This window comes from Citrobacter sp. Cf136 (assembly GCF_030333815.1).
GTDB lineage: Bacteria > Pseudomonadota > Gammaproteobacteria > Enterobacterales > Enterobacteriaceae > Citrobacter > Citrobacter freundii.
Map to the genome: position 1 here is coordinate 501,041 of NZ_JAOWFE010000037.1, position 15,920 is coordinate 516,960.

Sequence of the window (15,920 nt, forward strand, 5' to 3'; positions counted from 1 at the left end):
TACCTGATTTACGTTATTACACGCCGGTGATGAAGGACTGTAATTGCGCCTCGGATTGAAGACGCTGCTGCAATGTGGAGGCTTCAGCTTTGCTGGCGAACGGCCCCATCTGGATACGCCAGACTGCGCCATTTTGTACCACCCGACCTGGGACGCCAAACTGCTGGCTTAAACGTTTTTGATACTGCTGCGCACGCGACTGCTCGCTGACTGCGCCAACCTGAACCACGTAACGTCCGTTGGCTACTGCCGCTGGAGCTGGTGCCGCGACGGCGGTTGGTGTTGCTGCTGGTGCGGTTGGTGTTGCCGGTGCGGAGATGGTCGGTTGCGGAGCCGGAGTCGGCTCGCTACCTTCCAGCACGCCTGCGGCGAGGGTGGTTGGCGCACCGAGGAATCCACCGCTGTTCACTGGCGCACCGGTTGGATCATCGCTTTTCAGCGTGGAATTGCTGATCGGACGAATATCGCCTTGCGGCTGACCCGCATCCGATGGCGAAGGCATACTTCCCATATTACCGCCACCGCTTAAATCAGGACGCGCGGGCAGGGCATAGGTTTGCTTTGCGACTGTCGTACACGTCATACCCGGACCGGACAATGAACCATCCTGGGCGACGATGATCGGGTCGATACGCACTTTGGTGTTGTTGGAGGTATTCAGACGGTCTGCTGCTGCACGTGAAAGTGAAATCACGCGATCGTTGCCATAAGGGCCGCGATCGTTTATGCGCACGACAATCATCCTGCCGTTTGCCAGGTTAGTTACTCTGGCATAGCTTGGGACTGGCAGCGTGGGATGCGCTGCGGTCAGTTGCATCGGGTCGAACGCTTCACCAGACGCGGTTAAGTTGCTTCCGGGTTCCGCATCATAGATAGCGGCAAGTCCTGCCTGGCTAAAGCGGGAAGGATCCTGGACGATTTTGTAGCTCTTACCATCACGTTGATAGTCCTGATTCGCCGTTGGGTTCAGGGGTTCAAAGCGCGGATCGGCCCCGCTGATTTCAACAATCGGACCATTGCACACCGCAGGCTGCGGCGCGACAGCACCCTGTTGCTGACCATCATCACTCGAACACGCCGCGAGCATTCCTGCTGCGATGCAGATACCAAGCCACTGCTTACGCATTGCGTACCCCTTACACGCTTTTCGACAACATTTTTCTATGGGTGTGGATCGACATAACAATCCCGAACCCGGCCATCAGCACGATAAGTGCCGAGCCTCCGTAACTGACCAGTGGGAGAGGAACGCCAACCACGGGCAGAATACCGCTCACCATACCAATATTTACGAAGACATAAACGAATAATATCAACATTAAACCACCTGCCATGACGCGACCAAAGGTGGTTTGCGCGTGGGCAGCGATCCATAATCCGCGCATAATCAGCAAAATGTACAGCGCAAGCAGAATTAAGATCCCTACCAGACCCAGCTCTTCTGCTAATACCGCGAAGATAAAGTCCGTGTGACGTTCGGGTAAAAACTCAAGCTGCGACTGTGTACCGTGCAGCCAGCCCTTGCCGCGTAGACCGCCGGAGCCAATAGCAATTTTAGACTGAATAATATGATAACCCGCACCCAGTGGATCGGTTTCCGGATCGAGCAACATCATGACGCGCTGACGCTGGTAATCATGCATCAGGAAGAACCACAGTATCGGGATAAACGCCGCAACCAGAACCACCGCAACACCGATTAAACGCCAGCTTAAACCAGAAAGGAACAGAACAAACAGACCGGAAAGGGCGACCAGTATTGAGGTACCGAGGTCAGGCTGAGCGGCCACCAGCAGGGTGGGCATAAATATCAGCACCAGTGCAATGGCGGTATTTTTTAGCGATGGCGGGCAAACATCACGGTTGATGAAGCGTGCGACCATCAGCGGCACGGCAATCTTGGCAATTTCGGAAGGCTGAAAACGCACAATACCTAAATCCAGCCAGCGCTGCGCTCCTTTGGATATCGCGCCGAAGGCATCTACCGCCACCAACAGGATGATGCAGAATATATAGAGATAGGGTGCCCAGCCTTCATAAACCCGGGGCGGGATTTGCGCCATCACCACCATGATGACCAGGCCCATTGCGATCTGGCCGACCTTGCGCTCCATCATGCCGATATCCTGGCCGCTGGCACTCCAGATGACCAGCGAGCTGTAAACCAGCAGCGCCAGCAAAATAAGCAACATCGTGGGATCGATGTGGATTTTGTCCCAGAATGTTTTTTTGTTCGGATTATCCGTCACGATTATTGGTCCTCCGCTGCTGCAACCGCGGGGTTTTCTGCAGGCAGATTGGTGTTGTTGTCGCCCAACATAATGTGGTCAAGGATCTGGCGCATAATGGTACCCACAGCCGGGCCCGCGCCACCGTTTTCAAGGATTATGGCGACAGCAACCTGGGGCTTATCATAGGGTGCGAAGGCCGTCATCAGCTTGTGGTCACGTAAGCGCTCGGCGATCTTGTGCGCGTTATAGGTTTCATTGGCTTTCAGGCCAAAGACCTGGGCAGTACCGGATTTCGCCGCAATTTTGTAAGGTGCGCTAGCGAAATACTTGTGCGCAGTACCGTTAGGGCGGTTTGCTACACCGTACATGCCGTCTTTCGCGATTTCCCAGTATCCAGAATGAATATCACCAACGGGCGGTTCGTGCGGCTGTACCCACGGAACCTGCTTGCCATTTTCTGCCGTGCTCATCAACAGATGCGGAACTTTTATCAAACCGTCGTTGATAAGGATCATCAGCGCTTTACTCATCTGGATTGGAGTTGCAGTCCAGTAACCCTGACCGATGCCGACCGGAATGGTATCACCCTGGTACCATGGCTTTTTAAACCGTTTTTGCTTCCACTCGCGGGTTGGCATATTGCCGGAGCGTTCTTCAGCGAGATCGATGCCCGTATATTTGCCGTAGCCGAATTTGCTCATCCACTCTGAAAGCCGGTCAATCCCCATATCATAGGCAATTTGATAGAAAAACGTATCCGCCGACTCTTCCAGAGAACGGGTGATGTTCAGATGGCCGTGTCCCCATTTTTTCCAGTCACGGTAACGTTTTTCAGAGCCCGGTAATTGCCACCAACCAGGATCGAACAGACCAGTATTGCGGGTGATGACACCTGCACTTAATGCAGAAACCGCGACGTAAGGTTTAACTGTCGAAGCAGGAGGGTAAACACCCTGCGTGGCGCGGTTAACCAATGGGGTGTTCGGGTCATTGAGCAACCCAGAGTAATCTTTACTGGAGATACCATCGACAAACAGGTTCGGGTCGTAGCTCGGCATGGACACCAGCGCGAGAACGCCGCCGGTACGCGGGTCGGTAACCACCACGGCGGCGCGACTGCCCGCCAGCAGCGTTTCAATGTACTGCTGGAGTTTCAAATCGAGGGTGAGATAGATATCGTGCCCGGCCTGCGGCGCCACTTCTTTCAGCTGGCGAATGACGCGGCCGCGGTTGTTCACTTCAACCTCTTCATAACCGGTCTGGCCGTGAAGTACATCTTCGTAATAACGTTCAATACCCAGCTTGCCGATGTCGTGCGTCGCCGCGTAGTTAGCCAGTTTGCCGTCTTTGTCCAGGCGGTCTACGTCTTTATCGTTGATTTTTGATACGTAGCCAATGACATGGGTCAGCGCAGAGCCGTAGGGGTAGTAGCGGCGTTTATAACCTTTAACTTCGACGCCAGGAAAGCGATATTGATTAACGGCAAAGCGTGCGACCTGAACTTCACTCAGGTTAGTTTTTACCGGAATGGATGTGAAACGGTGTGAACGGGCGCGCTCTTTTTTAAAGGCGGCAATGTCATCGTCCGTCAGGTCTACGACGTTACGCAGCGCGTCGAGGGTATCCTGAACGTTGTCGACCTTTTCTGGCATCATTTCTATCTGATAAATGGTGCGGTTAAGGGCGAGCGGGATTCCGTTACGGTCATAAATAATGCCGCGACTGGGGGCGATAGGCACCAGTTTGATGCGGTTTTCGTTCGAGCGGGTCTGATAATCAGTAAAGCGAACGATTTGCAGATTATAAAGGTTGGCGATCAGCACGCCGGTGAGCAGCAAAATCCCCAAAAAAGCGACCAGCGCCCGGCGCACAAACAGCGCAGACTCAGCCGAATAGTCGCGAAAAGAATTCTGTAGTTTCATCCGCTGCTTAATCTACTCAAGAATCAATGATCACTCACGGTGATAAGGATGGTTGGTGGTAATGCTCCACGCCCTGTACAGACTCTCCGCAACCAGAACCCGAACAAGAGGGTGAGGAAGGGTTAACGCTGAGAGTGACCAGCTTTGTTCCGCTGCTGCTTTACAGGCAGGAGAAAGACCTTCCGGCCCACCAATCAACAAACTGACGTCACGACCGTCCAGTTTCCAGCGTTCCAGTTCGGTCGCCAGCTGCGGCGTGTCCCAGGGTTTGCCAGGGATATCAAGGGTGACGATGCGGTTTTTGCCTGCTGCAGCCAGCATCTGTTCACCCTCTTTGTCGAGAATGCGTTTAATATCCGCGTTCTTGCCGCGTTTTCCTGCCGGGATTTCGATCAGCTCAAAGGGCATATCTTTCGGAAACCGACGGAGATACTCCGTAAAACCGGTTTGCACCCAGTCAGGCATTTTCGTACCCACAGCGACAAGTTGCAGCTTCACGCATTAACTCCAGAGTTTTTCCAGTTCATACAGGCGACGGCTTTCTTCCTGCATCACGTGGACAATCACATCGCCGAGGTCAACGACGATCCAGTCTGCGACGTTCTCGCCTTCTACGCCGAGCGGCAGCAGACCAGCAGTGCGGGACTCCTGAACAACGTGGTCTGCGATAGACATTACATGACGGCTGGACGTGCCAGTACAGATAATCATGCAATCAGTGATGCTGGATTTGCCCTGAACGTCTAAGGCGATGATGTCTTGACCTTTCAGGTCATCAATTTTGTCGATTACAAAATCCTGAAGTGCTTTACCCTGCAAGTGTTCCCCCTGGGTGAAAATAGTTAAAAACGTCTGTTAGTATACCTGAACCAGAGGCGATATCGGGACAAATGTCTCCGAAAGCGCTTGTGAAGTGCGCTATCATCCCACCCCACGCCGCAGAATGCATCGCCATTTTTGTAAAACAATTTCTGCAAAGCTCTGAAGGGCGGGAAAAGTCAGGTTGCGGAGAATAACAGCCTGTCATGGGGTGTCAATGGGAGAGAAGCCCTTCGGCAGAAAAAACAGTGCTTTCACTCTCCGTCGTGCCATACAGCCCGGCTGTTAAGTACTTTCAGAACCGCAAAATCGTCGCAAAAATCAATCGCGCTCCAGCAACCTTGTTCGACGCGAAAATGCCACATTGCTGCTGCCGGCATGGACAACAAACGGGCGATCAACACGCTCAGTACACCCTGATGGCTCACCACCAGCAGGTTTTGGCACATTTTGTAATCATCGAGTTGAGCAATGAAGCGTTCCACGCGCAGGGAAAATGCCTGAAAACCTTCGCCATTAGTGGGCGTCGCGTTCTGCCAGTCGTTACACCACACGGCGTAGTTTTCGGCGTCTTCGCGCGCCAGATCTCGATGGTGGCGCATTTCCCAGTCGCCAAAAAACATCTCATTGAGCTCAGGCATCTTACGCACAGGAATCTCGCGATCGCCTAAGATCAACTGCGTTGTATGGCGAGCGCGCTCCAGCTCGCTGCACAGAACGTTGTCGACAGGCACATTGCGTAACAGCGTACTCAGCGTTTGCGCCTGAGCTATTCCCCGTTCTGTTAGTGGTGTGGGAGCGTGTCCGCTATATAAACCCGCGACGTTGGCTTCGGTTTCGCCATGACGTACCAACCAGAGTCTCATTTTTTCCTCTTGGGGTTATTCGCACAAAACATGATGTTTGCCCTGATTGCGCAGAGATTTTTCACTAAAATACCTTTTTTTACGTGGAGCGGCACGATGTCTTTATTGAAGAGCGCGCATGGTGGTAATACCCGAGAAGCCGCCGAACTGTTGGGCGTCTCGCCTGAGCAATTGCTGGATTTTAGCGCAAATATTAATCCGCTGGGTATGCCAGCAGGTTTAAAACGCGCAATTATCGACAATATGGACTGCGCGGAGCGTTACCCGGATGTCGATTACGCGCAACTGCATGCAGCGCTGGCGGAGCATCATCAGATTCCGGCCTCGTGGATCCTGGCCGGAAACGGTGAGACCGAGTCTATTTTTACCCTGGTAGATGGCCTGAAGCCACGTCACGCGATGATCGTGACGCCTGGGTTTGCTGAATATCGTCGGGCGCTGCAATGGGGAGACTGTACGATCCATGAGTTTGCGCTGCGCGAAGACGATGGCTGGCAGCTTACCGATGCGATCCTCGATGCGTTAACCTCAGAGCTGGACTGCCTGTTTCTCTGCACGCCCAACAACCCCACCGGGTTACTACCGGATAACCGCCTGCTACGTGAGATTGCCTCACGTTGTGAGCGGCTTGGGATCAATCTGATCCTTGATGAAGCGTTTATCGATTTTATTGCCGGGGAGCCGGGGTTTATTCCGCTACTTCGGGATAATCCGCATATTTGGGTGCTGCGCTCGCTCACCAAGTTCTATGCGATACCGGGGCTGCGTCTGGGGTATCTGGTCAACAGTAACGAGCAGGCCGTTGTACAAATGCGCAGCCGACAAATGCCGTGGTCAATTAATGCGTTTGCTGCTCTGGCTGGCGAGATTATTTTACGCGACAGCGCTTATCAGCAGGCGACGTGGAAATGGCTGGAACAAGAGGGAGCGCGGTTTGAGCAGCAGCTACAAAACCTGCCCGGCCTGACGGTGTATCCCGGCCAGGCAAATTATCGTTTATTACGCTGCGATCGCGCGGATATTGATTTGCAACGGATGTTGCTGGAACAGCATGTCTTGATTCGCAGTTGTGCCAATTACCCTGGGTTGGACGCGCGTTATTACCGAGTTGCTGTTCGCAGTCAGGAAGAAAATGACCGCCTGCTGGCGGCATTAAACAACACGCTTAGCGATACAACCCCTGCTGATTGATATAGTCAAGCACTGCGCCTGGCATCAGGTCGTCGCACGGCTCGCCTTTTTCCAGGCGCTCGCGAATGAGCGTGGCGGAGATGTTGAACCACGGCGTTTCGGCCAGGTAGATTTTTCCGCAAGGCAGGTTGTGCAGGTCATCCGGCGAATGAGTCAGGTGATCCTCCAGCCATTGCTGGTGCTTTTCCTGCGTCATTTCGAGAGGATAACCTGGACGTCGGCACACGATGAGATGGGTATTATCCAGAATCGTGTGGTAGTCGTGCCAGGAAGGGAAGGTCAGCAGCGAATCCTGACCAATGATAAACGCTAACGGCACGTTCGGGCCTTGTTCCTCGCGCCACTCTTTTAGCGTTTGCGCGGTGTAGGAGGCCGTGTCGCGTTTCAGTTCGCGTTCATCCAGGGAAAACAGCGGTTTATCAGCAATGGCCAGTTCAACCATGCGCTTACGTTGCTCACCGGACGCTTCAGGCTGCGCGCGATGCGGCGGCACGTTATTGGGCATGATGATGACCCGGGAAAGACCAATCAGATTCGCCAGAATTTCAACCGGTTTAAGATGACCATAATGCACCGGATCAAAGGTGCCGCCGAACAGAGCCTGCAATGATTTCATATCAACCATCAATAAAAACATCGGCCAGTGATTTATGGCAGAGCAAAAGGGACAGTCCCTCAAGTTCCGCCCACACTGACTGACCATAGTCTTGTTTAAGCGTAATTTCCGTACGCGTTAACAGCGTTACCGCCTGACGCAGCTGTGCCGGGTTCAGCCGGTTTAGCGCATCACCCATCATGCCTCGGCGATTTTGCCACACCCGGTGTTTATCAAACAACGTGCGCAAGGGGGTATTCGCCGACTGCCGTTTTAGGTTGACCAGCAACAGCAATTCACGCTGTATCGTACGCAGCAAAATAACCGGCTCACTGCCTTCCAGACGTAGCTGTTGCAGAATGTGCAGCGCGCGTTTGCTTTTGCCCATCAGCAGCGCATCCACCCAGTGGAACGGGGTAAAGTGCGCCGCATCGTTAACGGCTTTCTCTACGCGAGGCAGCGTTAGTTTGCCATCAGGCCAAAGCAATGCTAACCGTTCCAGTGCTTGCGCCAGTGCTAACAGGTTACCTTCATAGCAATAGCACAACAGCTGATTGGCTGCGTCATCCAGTTGCAGGTTATTGAGTTTAGCCCTCGCGGCGACCCAACGCGGGAGCTGTGCTTGCTCCGGCGTCTGGCAGCTGACCTGCACCGCATTATTGGCAAGTCCGGTATACCATGCGGCGTTTTCCTGCGCTTTAGTCAGCTTATTACCACGAACAATCAGCAGCAGGTCGTTATGTAGCAGTGTGACGAGTGAAGCGAGCTGTTCGTTAATGGCGGCATTGGGGCCATTTTCAGGTAGTTGCAGGAGTAGGGTTTGACGGTTGGCAAACAGGCTCATCGCCTGGCAGAGTGAAAAAATCTCTCCCCAGTCGGTGCTGTTGTCCAGAGTGAAGGCGTGGTGTTCTTCGAACCCTTGTGTGGCAGCAGCCTGACGGATGGCATCCTGGCTTTCCTGCAATAAGAGGGGATCGTTACCTAAGAGCAAATACGCCGCGCGCAGCCCTTCATTGAGCTGTGCGCGGAGTTGTTCAGGGTACAACTTGAGCATCAGTTACCCAGCGTGGTGGAGACACGCGCCGGAGATGACGCAGGCGTCGCGGCTTTATTTTCCGCCGGTTCAGCATCAACTCTGGATGACTGAACGTCCGCCAAATGTACGCTAGGCAGCTTACGAATCAACTGTTCAGCCGCTTTGTCATACATCTCTTTTACGATCATATCCTGCTCATTATCTTTCGCCAGCGCAGCCTGTGGGTTGTCAAAGAACGAACGATAAACTTTGGCGCTGATTGGATAGATATCATGACCTGGAATCAGCACGGTAGCACTCACGGACATCACCATCTGGTATTCAGCCGTTTGACCGTTCTGGAATACTGACGCGGTATCTGCGGAAATAGTGACCGCACCAAGACGTAAGGACGTCACGTCTTTACGCATTGTACCGTCTTCAAGCAGCGTCACGCCGTTCAGACGCAGCTGGTTACGAACCGCGCGGCTCAACGGACCGTTCGGATCGCCAGAGTCCAAAATCATGGTTTTCATTGAGGGTGGAACCTGCGTAGTACTACGCAGATGCCAGCCACACCCGGCGGTGACAAGCACCGCCAGAGATAACAACAATGTTGTCAGAAGTCGCACGCTTCCTCCCGCGCTTAGCCAACGACCAGATTGAGGAGTTTACCCGGTACATAAATCACTTTACGTACGGTAACGCCATCAAGATATTTTGCCACCAGATGCTCCTGGCCAGCACGTTCACGAACCTGCTCTTCAGTGGCATTTACCGGAACGGTAATTTTGCCACGGACTTTACCGTTCACCTGAACAACAACCAACGTCGAGTCTTCAACCATTGCTGCTTCGTCAGCTACCGGCCACGGCGCATTGTCGATATCGCCTTCGCCTTTCAGCGCCTGCCACATCGTGAAGCAAACGTGTGGGGTGAACGGGTTCAGCATGCGAACGACGGCCAGCAGCGCTTCCTGCATCAGGGCGCGGTCCTGCTCGTCTTCCTGCGGTGCTTTCGCCAGCTTGTTCATCAGCTCCATAATCGCCGCAATTGCGGTGTTAAAGGTCTGACGACGGCCGATATCATCGGTCACTTTAGCAATGGTTTTATGCACGTCGCGACGCAACGCTTTTTGGTCTTCGCTCAACACATCAACGTTCAGTTCAGCTACATCACCTTTGGAGTTATGTTCGTAAACCAGCTTCCAGACACGTTTCAGGAAGCGGTTCGCCCCTTCAACGCCGGATTCTTGCCATTCCAGCGTCATATCAGCCGGAGAAGCGAACATCATGAACAGACGTACGGTGTCGGCGCCGTAACGTTCAACCATAACCTGCGGGTCGATACCGTTATTTTTCGACTTGGACATTTTGCTCATGCCGGTATACACCAGTTCATGGCCTTCTGCGTCCTGAGCTTTGACGATACGACCTTTCTCGTCGCGCTCAACGATGGCATCAACCGGAGAAACCCAGTTACGCTCACCGTTTGCACCAACGTAATAGAACGCATCGGCCAGCACCATACCCTGGCACAGCAGCTGTTTAGCCGGTTCGTCAGAGTTGACCATACCCGCATCGCGCATCAGCTTGTGGAAGAAGCGGAAGTAGAGCAGGTGCATGATGGCGTGTTCAATACCACCAATGTAGATATCAACCGGCAGCCAGTAGTTGGCAGCTTCTGGATCCAGCATCCCTTCGTTGTACTGCGGGCAGGTGTAGCGCGCGTAGTACCAGGAGGATTCCATAAAAGTATCGAAAGTGTCGGTTTCACGCAGTGCAGGCATGCCGTTAACGGTGGTTTTTGCCCACTCCGGATCGGCTTTGATTGGGCTGGTAATACCATCCATAACCACGTCTTCCGGCAGAATAACCGGCAACTGGTCTTCTGGCGTCGGCAGTACGGTACCGTCTTCCAATGTCACCATCGGAATCGGCGCGCCCCAGTAACGCTGACGGGAAACACCCCAGTCACGCAGACGGTAGTTCACTTTACGCTCACCCACGCCAAGAGCCACCAGCTTGTCAGCAATGGCATTGAAGGCTGCTTCGAAGTCGAGGCCGTCAAACTCACCGGAGTTAAACAGCACCCCTTTTTCGGTCAGAGCTTGTTCGGACAGATCCGGCTCTGCGCCTTCAGCGGTCAGAATTACAGGCTTGATGGTCAGGCGATATTTAGTCGCAAACTCGTAATCGCGCTGATCGTGCCCCGGAACGGCCATGACTGCGCCCGTACCGTATTCCATCAGGACGAAGTTTGCTGCCCAAACCGGGATCTCTTCGCCAGTCAGCGGGTGAACGGCTTTAAAGCCCGTGTCGACGCCTTTCTTCTCCATGGTTGCCATTTCGGCTTCAGCAACCTTGGTGTTGCGGCATTCGTCAATGAAGGCGGCCAGTTCCGGGTTATTTGCAGCGGCTTTCTGCGCCAGCGGGTGACCTGCGGCAACGGCCAGATAGGTCGCACCCATAAAGGTGTCCGGACGGGTTGTGTAAACGGTCAGCGTGTTGTCGTAATCGTTCACATCGAAGGTGATTTCTACGCCTTCAGAACGGCCAATCCAGTTGCGCTGCATCGTTTTCACGGTGTCAGGCCAGTGATCCAGGTTATCCAGGTCACGCAGCAGTTCGTCAGCGTAAGCGGTGATTTTGATGAACCACTGCGGGATCTCTTTACGCTCGACTTTGGTATCACAACGCCAGCAGCATCCGTCGATAACCTGTTCGTTCGCCAGTACGGTCTGGTCATTCGGGCACCAGTTGACCGCAGACGTTTTCTTGTACACCAGGCCTTTTTTGTACAGCTCGGTGAAGAATTTCTGTTCCCAACGGTAATATTCCGGGGTGCAGGTCGCCAGCTCACGGCTCCAGTCGTAACCGAAACCCAGCATTTTGAGCTGGTTTTTCATGTATGCGATGTTGTCGTACGTCCACGGTGCCGGCGCGGTGTTGTTTTTAACCGCAGCACCTTCTGCTGGCAGACCGAACGCATCCCAGCCAATTGGCTGCAGTACGTTTTTGCCCAGCATGCGCTGGTAGCGGGCGATCACGTCACCGATGGTGTAGTTACGTACGTGGCCCATGTGTAGTCGACCAGAAGGATAGGGAAGCATAGACAGGCAGTAATACTTCTCTTTGCTCTCGTCTTCGGTAACTTCAAATGTGCGCTTCTCATCCCAGTGAAGCTGTACTTTGGATTCTATCTCTTCCGGGCGGTATTGCTCTTGCATGGCAGCCAGTGGTCCTGTTTTCAATACAGCTACAAACGTAGCTCTAGATGTGGTGTTTCAGATCCGCATAGCATAGCCCAAACGCCCGCGCCAAAACAGCCTTTCGCGCATTCAGCGTTGAATTCCCGCAAGGATAATTCTTGCACGAATTTACACACTCTGTGGACAGTCTTGCAAAGCGTAGCGTAAATAACGTCTATTATTATAGACAGTTAACGACCCAGGAGGCGAAGCGATGAACAAGGTTGCTCAATATTACCGTGAACTGGTAGCTTCACTGAGCGAACGTCTGCGTAATGGCGAACGCGATATCGATGCGTTGGTGGAGCAGGCGCGTCAACGAGTTATGCAGACCGGGGAGTTAACGCGAACCGAGGTGGAAGAGCTCACTCGGGCCGTCAGACGTGACCTGGAAGAGTTTGCTCTGAGCTATGAAGAAAGTCTCGATGAGGAGACAGACAGCGTCTTTATGCGGGTTATCAAGGAGAGTATCTGGCAGGAACTGGCCGATATTACCGATAAAACGCAGCTCGAATGGCGCGAAGTGTTCCAGGACCTCAGTCATCACGGTGTTTATCACAGCGGCGAGGTGGTCGGATTAGGTAATCTGGTCTGCGAGAAGTGCCACTTCCATTTAGCGGTTTACACCCCGGATGTGCTGCCGCTGTGTCCGAAATGCGGACACGATCAGTTTCAGCGCCGACCGTTTGAACCGTAATTGCTTATTGCCGGATGGCGACGCAAAGCGTCTTCTCCGGCCTACAAATTGCACGATTTTGTAGGCCGGATAAGCGTTAGCGGCATCCGGCGTGTATTAGGCGTAAAACTTCAGCCGTTCTGCCAGCAAATCGACAAACCCCTGGCGATCAACATCCACCATCACGGTGGCGTTTGGCTTATTGCCGCTCAGGAAGTAGTAGTCCACCACGGTCATTCCCTGGGTATATTTACCCTGAGTTTCCACGCCAACCCAGCGTTCAACGGTGGTAAACAGTTCAGGTTTCAGCAGCCAGGCAATGGTACATGGGTCATGCAGCGGTGCGCCGATGAATCCCCATTTTTCGTCTTTGTGATATTCAAAGAAGAAATCGAGTAGTTCAGCAACGATCGTTGAAACAGGATTGCCAATAGCGCGGAACCGTTCGGTATCTTCACGATGTATTTGCGCTTTATGCGTCACGTCCAGACCAGCCATCACCACCGGAATACCCGACTGGAATACGATCTCCGCAGCTTCGGGATCCACAAAGATGTTGAACTCGGCGGCGGGTGTCCAGTTTCCGAGGCCCATTGCACCACCCATAATCACGATACGGTCGATTTTGGCGTGCAGCTCAGGATGGCTATTCAGTAGCAATGCCACGTTAGTTTGCGGGCCGGTGGAGACAATCGTCATCTGTTCCGGGCTTTCACGCAGGGTTTTCGCCATCAGTTCCACAGCGGTACAGTCTTGTGGCGCAAAAGTGGGTTCCGGCAGCGCCGGACCATCCAGCCCACTCTCGCCATGAACGTTATCGGCGATAATCAGATCGCGCATCAGTGGTTTCACAGCGCCACCGGCGACGGGAATATCCGTACGCTTGAGCAACGTCAGCATGCGCAATACGTTACGCAGCGTTTTGTCGGGAGTCTGATTCCCGGCTGACGAGGTTATCGCTTTCACATCCAGTTCAGGTGAGGCGAGGGCGAGTACAATTGCGATAGCGTCGTCATGACCTGGATCGCAATCAAACAGGATCGGAAGTGCCATTGTTGCTCCTTGTAAGTGGGACTTTGTGACAAGGTTAACGCTGGGCTGTATGTGTTTCGAGAGGCGAAGGGATAAAGCGTGAGGTGGCGCGCACATGGAGATGCGCGCCAGCAAGATTAGTGCAGGATTTTCGCGAGGAAGTCTTTGGCGCGGTCCGATTTCGGATTAGCGAAGAACTCTTCTTTCGGTGAGTCTTCAACAATTTTCCCTTCATCCATGAAGATCACCCGGTTCGCCACTTTACGCGCAAAGCCCATTTCATGGGTCACCACCATCATGGTCATCCCTTCATTGGCCAGTTCAACCATAACGTCCAGTACTTCGTTGATCATTTCAGGATCAAGCGCCGATGTCGGTTCGTCAAACAGCATGGCAATAGGATCCATACATAGTGCCCGGGCGATAGCGACACGCTGTTGCTGGCCCCCGGAGAGTTGGGCCGGGAACTTCTCGGCATGTGCCGACAGGCCAACGCGTTCCAGTAACTTTTGCGCTTTGTCGCGGGCCGGCTTTTTATCGCGCTTAAGCACTTTTACCTGCGCCAGAGTCAGGTTCTCAATGATCGACAGATGTGGGAACAGTTCAAAGTGCTGGAACACCATACCAACACGAGAGCGCAGTTTGGCCAGATCGGTTTTTTTATCATTCACCACGGTACCATCAACGGTGATGACGCCCTGTTGTACCGGCTCCAACCCGTTCACCGTTTTGATAAGCGTTGATTTACCTGAACCTGACGGGCCGCAGACCACCACCACTTCACCTTTTTTCACTTCCGTGGAGCAGTCGGTCAGCACCTGAAAGTGACCATACCATTTAGAAACATTTTTCAGGGTAATCATTAAACTGTCCTTTTCTTCAAATAGCTGACCAACAACGATGCGCTCAGACTGAATACAAAATAAACGGCGCCAGCAAACAGGATCATTTCAACCTGTGTGCCGTCACGCTCGCCAATGGTGGAGGCGGTACGGAAGAAGTCTGCCAGACTCAATACATAGACCAGCGAGGTATCCTGGAACAGTACGATGCCCTGGGTCAGCAGCAGTGGTACCATCGCGCGGAAGGCCTGTGGCAGAATGATCAGCTTCATCGACTGCCAGTGTGTCATCCCCAGCGCCAGCGCGGCGCTGGATTGCCCACGAGAAATACTCTGGATACCGGCACGGATAATCTCGGAATAGTACGCAGCTTCAAACATCGAAAACGCGACCATCGCTGAGATCAGGCGAATATCGGTTTTAGGCGACAGACCCAGTACGTTTTGCAAAAAGCCGGGCACAATCAGGTAGAACCACAGCAGCACCATGACCAGCGGAATAGAACGAAATACGTTGACGTAGCCTTTCGCAAACCAGGCAATCGGCGCGAAGCTGGACAGACGCATTACTGCAAGGATGGTTCCCCAGACAATACCAATGACGACCGCCGTAACGGTGATTTTCAGGGTGATGATCAGCCCGTCCAGCAGATACGGCAGGGAAGGGACGATAGAACTCCAGTCAAATTCGTACATTATTTGCCTCCCAAATTGCCAGGCAGGCGGATTTTGCGTTCGACGAGATTCATCACCAGCATGATGACGGCGTTAATCAGGACGTAGGCCAGCGTGATGGCGGTAAACGACTCCCATGCGTGGGCGGAGTAATCCAATAGTTTTCCCGCCTGCGCCGCCATATCGACCAGGCCGATGGTAGAGGCGATCGCGGAGTTCTTCACCAGGTTCATCATCTCTGAGGTCATTGGCGGAACAATCACGCGGTATGCGTTTGGCAGCAGCACATAGCGGTAGGCCTGCGGCAAAGTCAGCCCCATCGCCAGCGCGGCGTTTTTCTGCCCGCGAGGCAGGGACTGAATCGCTGCGCGAACCTGCTCACAGACGCGAGCTGCGGTAAACAGCCCCAGACAAAGCATGGATGAGAGGAAGAACTGAATGTTGGGATCCAGTTCCGACTTGAACCACATGCCAATGTTTTCCGGCAGCAGTTCAGGAATGACCAGATACCAGGTAAAGAACTGAACGATGAGCGGAACGTTACGAAACAGCTCAACGTATAGCGTGCCGATCCCGGAAAGGAAACGATTTGGGACGGTACGTAAGATGCCGAATAAAGAGCCTATGAGGAAAGCGATAATCCAGGCGGTGATAGATAACGCGACCGTGACCTGGAAACCACTCCAGAGCCAGCCGAGATAGGTGGTGTTGCCGAACGGGGCCTGTTGTAAAAAAATACCCCAGTTCCAGTCTATAGACATAAATCTACTCCAGAAAAAAAAGGGTAGCAGCGCTACCCTCGAAGAT

Annotated in this window: 16 protein-coding genes; 2 read left to right on the top strand and 14 right to left on the bottom strand. The window is 53.3% G+C overall.

All coding sequences use genetic code 11. The annotated features are described in order from the left end of the window. Positions 1-16: 16 nt before the first annotated feature. The 6 genes from rlpA to OGV98_RS16155 form a co-directional block, all read right to left on the bottom strand. Complete coding sequence (rlpA, locus tag OGV98_RS16130; RefSeq protein ID WP_174501083.1) at positions 17-1,126, bottom strand: endolytic peptidoglycan transglycosylase RlpA; 1,110 nt, start codon at positions 1,124-1,126, stop codon at positions 17-19. Between the two features lie 10 nt (positions 1,127-1,136). Continuing rightward, positions 1,137-2,249, bottom strand: a complete 1,113-nt coding sequence (gene mrdB / locus OGV98_RS16135) for a peptidoglycan glycosyltransferase MrdB (protein ID WP_003022718.1) — start codon at positions 2,247-2,249, stop codon at positions 1,137-1,139. A gap of 2 nt (positions 2,250-2,251) precedes the next feature. Further along, a complete protein-coding gene (gene mrdA, locus OGV98_RS16140; protein ID WP_003022722.1) occupies positions 2,252-4,153 on the bottom strand; it encodes a peptidoglycan DD-transpeptidase MrdA in 1,902 nt (633 codons plus the stop codon). 30 nt (positions 4,154-4,183) lie between these two features. After that, the gene (rlmH, locus tag OGV98_RS16145; RefSeq protein ID WP_003022725.1) at positions 4,184-4,651 is read right to left on the bottom strand and encodes a 23S rRNA (pseudouridine(1915)-N(3))-methyltransferase RlmH; all 468 of its coding nucleotides are present in this window, start codon (positions 4,649-4,651) and stop codon (positions 4,184-4,186) included. Between the two features lie 3 nt (positions 4,652-4,654). Beyond that, complete coding sequence (rsfS, locus tag OGV98_RS16150) at positions 4,655-4,972, bottom strand: ribosome silencing factor (protein ID WP_003022728.1); 318 nt, start codon at positions 4,970-4,972, stop codon at positions 4,655-4,657. A 254-nt stretch (positions 4,973-5,226) separates the two neighbouring features. Continuing rightward, positions 5,227-5,838, bottom strand: a complete 612-nt coding sequence (locus OGV98_RS16155) for an adenosylcobalamin/alpha-ribazole phosphatase (RefSeq protein WP_202580688.1) — start codon at positions 5,836-5,838, stop codon at positions 5,227-5,229. A 96-nt stretch (positions 5,839-5,934) separates the two neighbouring features. Here OGV98_RS16155 and cobD point away from each other — a divergent pair, with 96 nt between their 5' ends. Further along, the gene (gene cobD / locus OGV98_RS16160) at positions 5,935-7,029 is read left to right on the top strand and encodes a threonine-phosphate decarboxylase CobD (protein WP_121539834.1); all 1,095 of its coding nucleotides are present in this window, start codon (positions 5,935-5,937) and stop codon (positions 7,027-7,029) included. On the opposite strand, the gene nadD is transcribed toward cobD, so the two are convergent. From nadD to leuS, 4 genes are read right to left on the bottom strand one after another with little or no spacing between them, the layout of a single operon-like run. Next, positions 7,004-7,645, bottom strand: a complete 642-nt coding sequence (gene nadD, locus OGV98_RS16165; protein ID WP_003022738.1) for a nicotinate-nucleotide adenylyltransferase — start codon at positions 7,643-7,645, stop codon at positions 7,004-7,006. The two genes, cobD and nadD, sit on opposite strands and share 26 nt — an antisense overlap. Before the next feature lies 1 nt (position 7,646). Continuing rightward, complete coding sequence (gene holA, locus OGV98_RS16170) at positions 7,647-8,678, bottom strand: DNA polymerase III subunit delta (RefSeq protein WP_003022740.1); 1,032 nt, start codon at positions 8,676-8,678, stop codon at positions 7,647-7,649. Beyond that, positions 8,678-9,271 (bottom strand): LPS assembly lipoprotein LptE, encoded by a 594-nt coding sequence (gene lptE, locus OGV98_RS16175; protein ID WP_138828308.1) that lies wholly within the window; start codon positions 9,269-9,271, stop codon positions 8,678-8,680. The genes holA and lptE overlap by 1 nt, the downstream gene beginning before the upstream one ends. A gap of 14 nt (positions 9,272-9,285) precedes the next feature. Further along, the gene (leuS, locus tag OGV98_RS16180; protein ID WP_202580687.1) at positions 9,286-11,868 is read right to left on the bottom strand and encodes a leucine--tRNA ligase; all 2,583 of its coding nucleotides are present in this window, start codon (positions 11,866-11,868) and stop codon (positions 9,286-9,288) included. Positions 11,869-12,103: 235 nt separating this feature from the next. On the opposite strand from leuS, the gene OGV98_RS16185 reads away from it, so the two are divergent. Continuing rightward, entirely contained in the window at positions 12,104-12,586 is a 483-nt protein-coding gene (locus OGV98_RS16185) for a zinc ribbon-containing protein (RefSeq protein WP_003022748.1), read from the top strand. Between the two features lie 96 nt (positions 12,587-12,682). Here OGV98_RS16185 and rihA read toward each other — a convergent pair whose 3' ends face one another. The 4 genes from rihA to gltJ all read right to left on the bottom strand — a co-directional run bounded on the left by rihA (position 12,683) and on the right by gltJ (position 15,874). Next, on the bottom strand, positions 12,683-13,618 hold the full coding sequence (rihA, locus tag OGV98_RS16190; RefSeq protein WP_048233267.1) for a pyrimidine-specific ribonucleoside hydrolase RihA: 936 nt from the start codon (positions 13,616-13,618) through the stop codon (positions 12,683-12,685). Positions 13,619-13,734: 116 nt separating this feature from the next. Further along, positions 13,735-14,460 (bottom strand): glutamate/aspartate ABC transporter ATP-binding protein GltL, encoded by a 726-nt coding sequence (gene gltL / locus OGV98_RS16195; protein ID WP_003022754.1) that lies wholly within the window; start codon positions 14,458-14,460, stop codon positions 13,735-13,737. Then, positions 14,460-15,134 carry a glutamate/aspartate ABC transporter permease GltK gene (gene gltK / locus OGV98_RS16200; RefSeq protein WP_003022757.1) on the bottom strand — a complete coding sequence of 225 codons (675 nt, stop codon included), beginning with the start codon at positions 15,132-15,134 and terminating at the stop codon, positions 14,460-14,462. Before gltK ends, gltL begins: the two co-directional genes overlap by 1 nt. Beyond that, positions 15,134-15,874, bottom strand: a complete 741-nt coding sequence (gene gltJ / locus OGV98_RS16205; protein ID WP_003022759.1) for a glutamate/aspartate ABC transporter permease GltJ — start codon at positions 15,872-15,874, stop codon at positions 15,134-15,136. The genes gltK and gltJ overlap by 1 nt, the downstream gene beginning before the upstream one ends. Between the last annotated feature and the right edge of the window lie 46 nt (positions 15,875-15,920).

Coding starts and splice junctions, on each gene's coding strand:
- rlpA (WP_174501083.1), bottom strand. CDS start 1,126: ATGCGTAAGCAGTGGCTTGGTATCTGCATCGCAGCAGGAATGCTCGCG.
- leuS (WP_202580687.1), bottom strand. CDS start 11,868: ATGCAAGAGCAATACCGCCCGGAAGAGATAGAATCCAAAGTACAGCTT.
- OGV98_RS16155 (WP_202580688.1), bottom strand. CDS start 5,838: ATGAGACTCTGGTTGGTACGTCATGGCGAAACCGAAGCCAACGTCGCG.
- rihA (WP_048233267.1), bottom strand. CDS start 13,618: ATGGCACTTCCGATCCTGTTTGATTGCGATCCAGGTCATGACGACGCT.
- cobD (WP_121539834.1), top strand. CDS start 5,935: ATGTCTTTATTGAAGAGCGCGCATGGTGGTAATACCCGAGAAGCCGCC.
- mrdA (WP_003022722.1), bottom strand. CDS start 4,153: ATGAAACTACAGAATTCTTTTCGCGACTATTCGGCTGAGTCTGCGCTG.
- nadD (WP_003022738.1), bottom strand. CDS start 7,645: ATGAAATCATTGCAGGCTCTGTTCGGCGGCACCTTTGATCCGGTGCAT.
- holA (WP_003022740.1), bottom strand. CDS start 8,678: ATGCTCAAGTTGTACCCTGAACAACTCCGCGCACAGCTCAATGAAGGG.
- OGV98_RS16185 (WP_003022748.1), top strand. CDS start 12,104: ATGAACAAGGTTGCTCAATATTACCGTGAACTGGTAGCTTCACTGAGC.
- gltK (WP_003022757.1), bottom strand. CDS start 15,134: ATGTACGAATTTGACTGGAGTTCTATCGTCCCTTCCCTGCCGTATCTG.
- gltJ (WP_003022759.1), bottom strand. CDS start 15,874: ATGTCTATAGACTGGAACTGGGGTATTTTTTTACAACAGGCCCCGTTC.
- gltL (WP_003022754.1), bottom strand. CDS start 14,460: ATGATTACCCTGAAAAATGTTTCTAAATGGTATGGTCACTTTCAGGTG.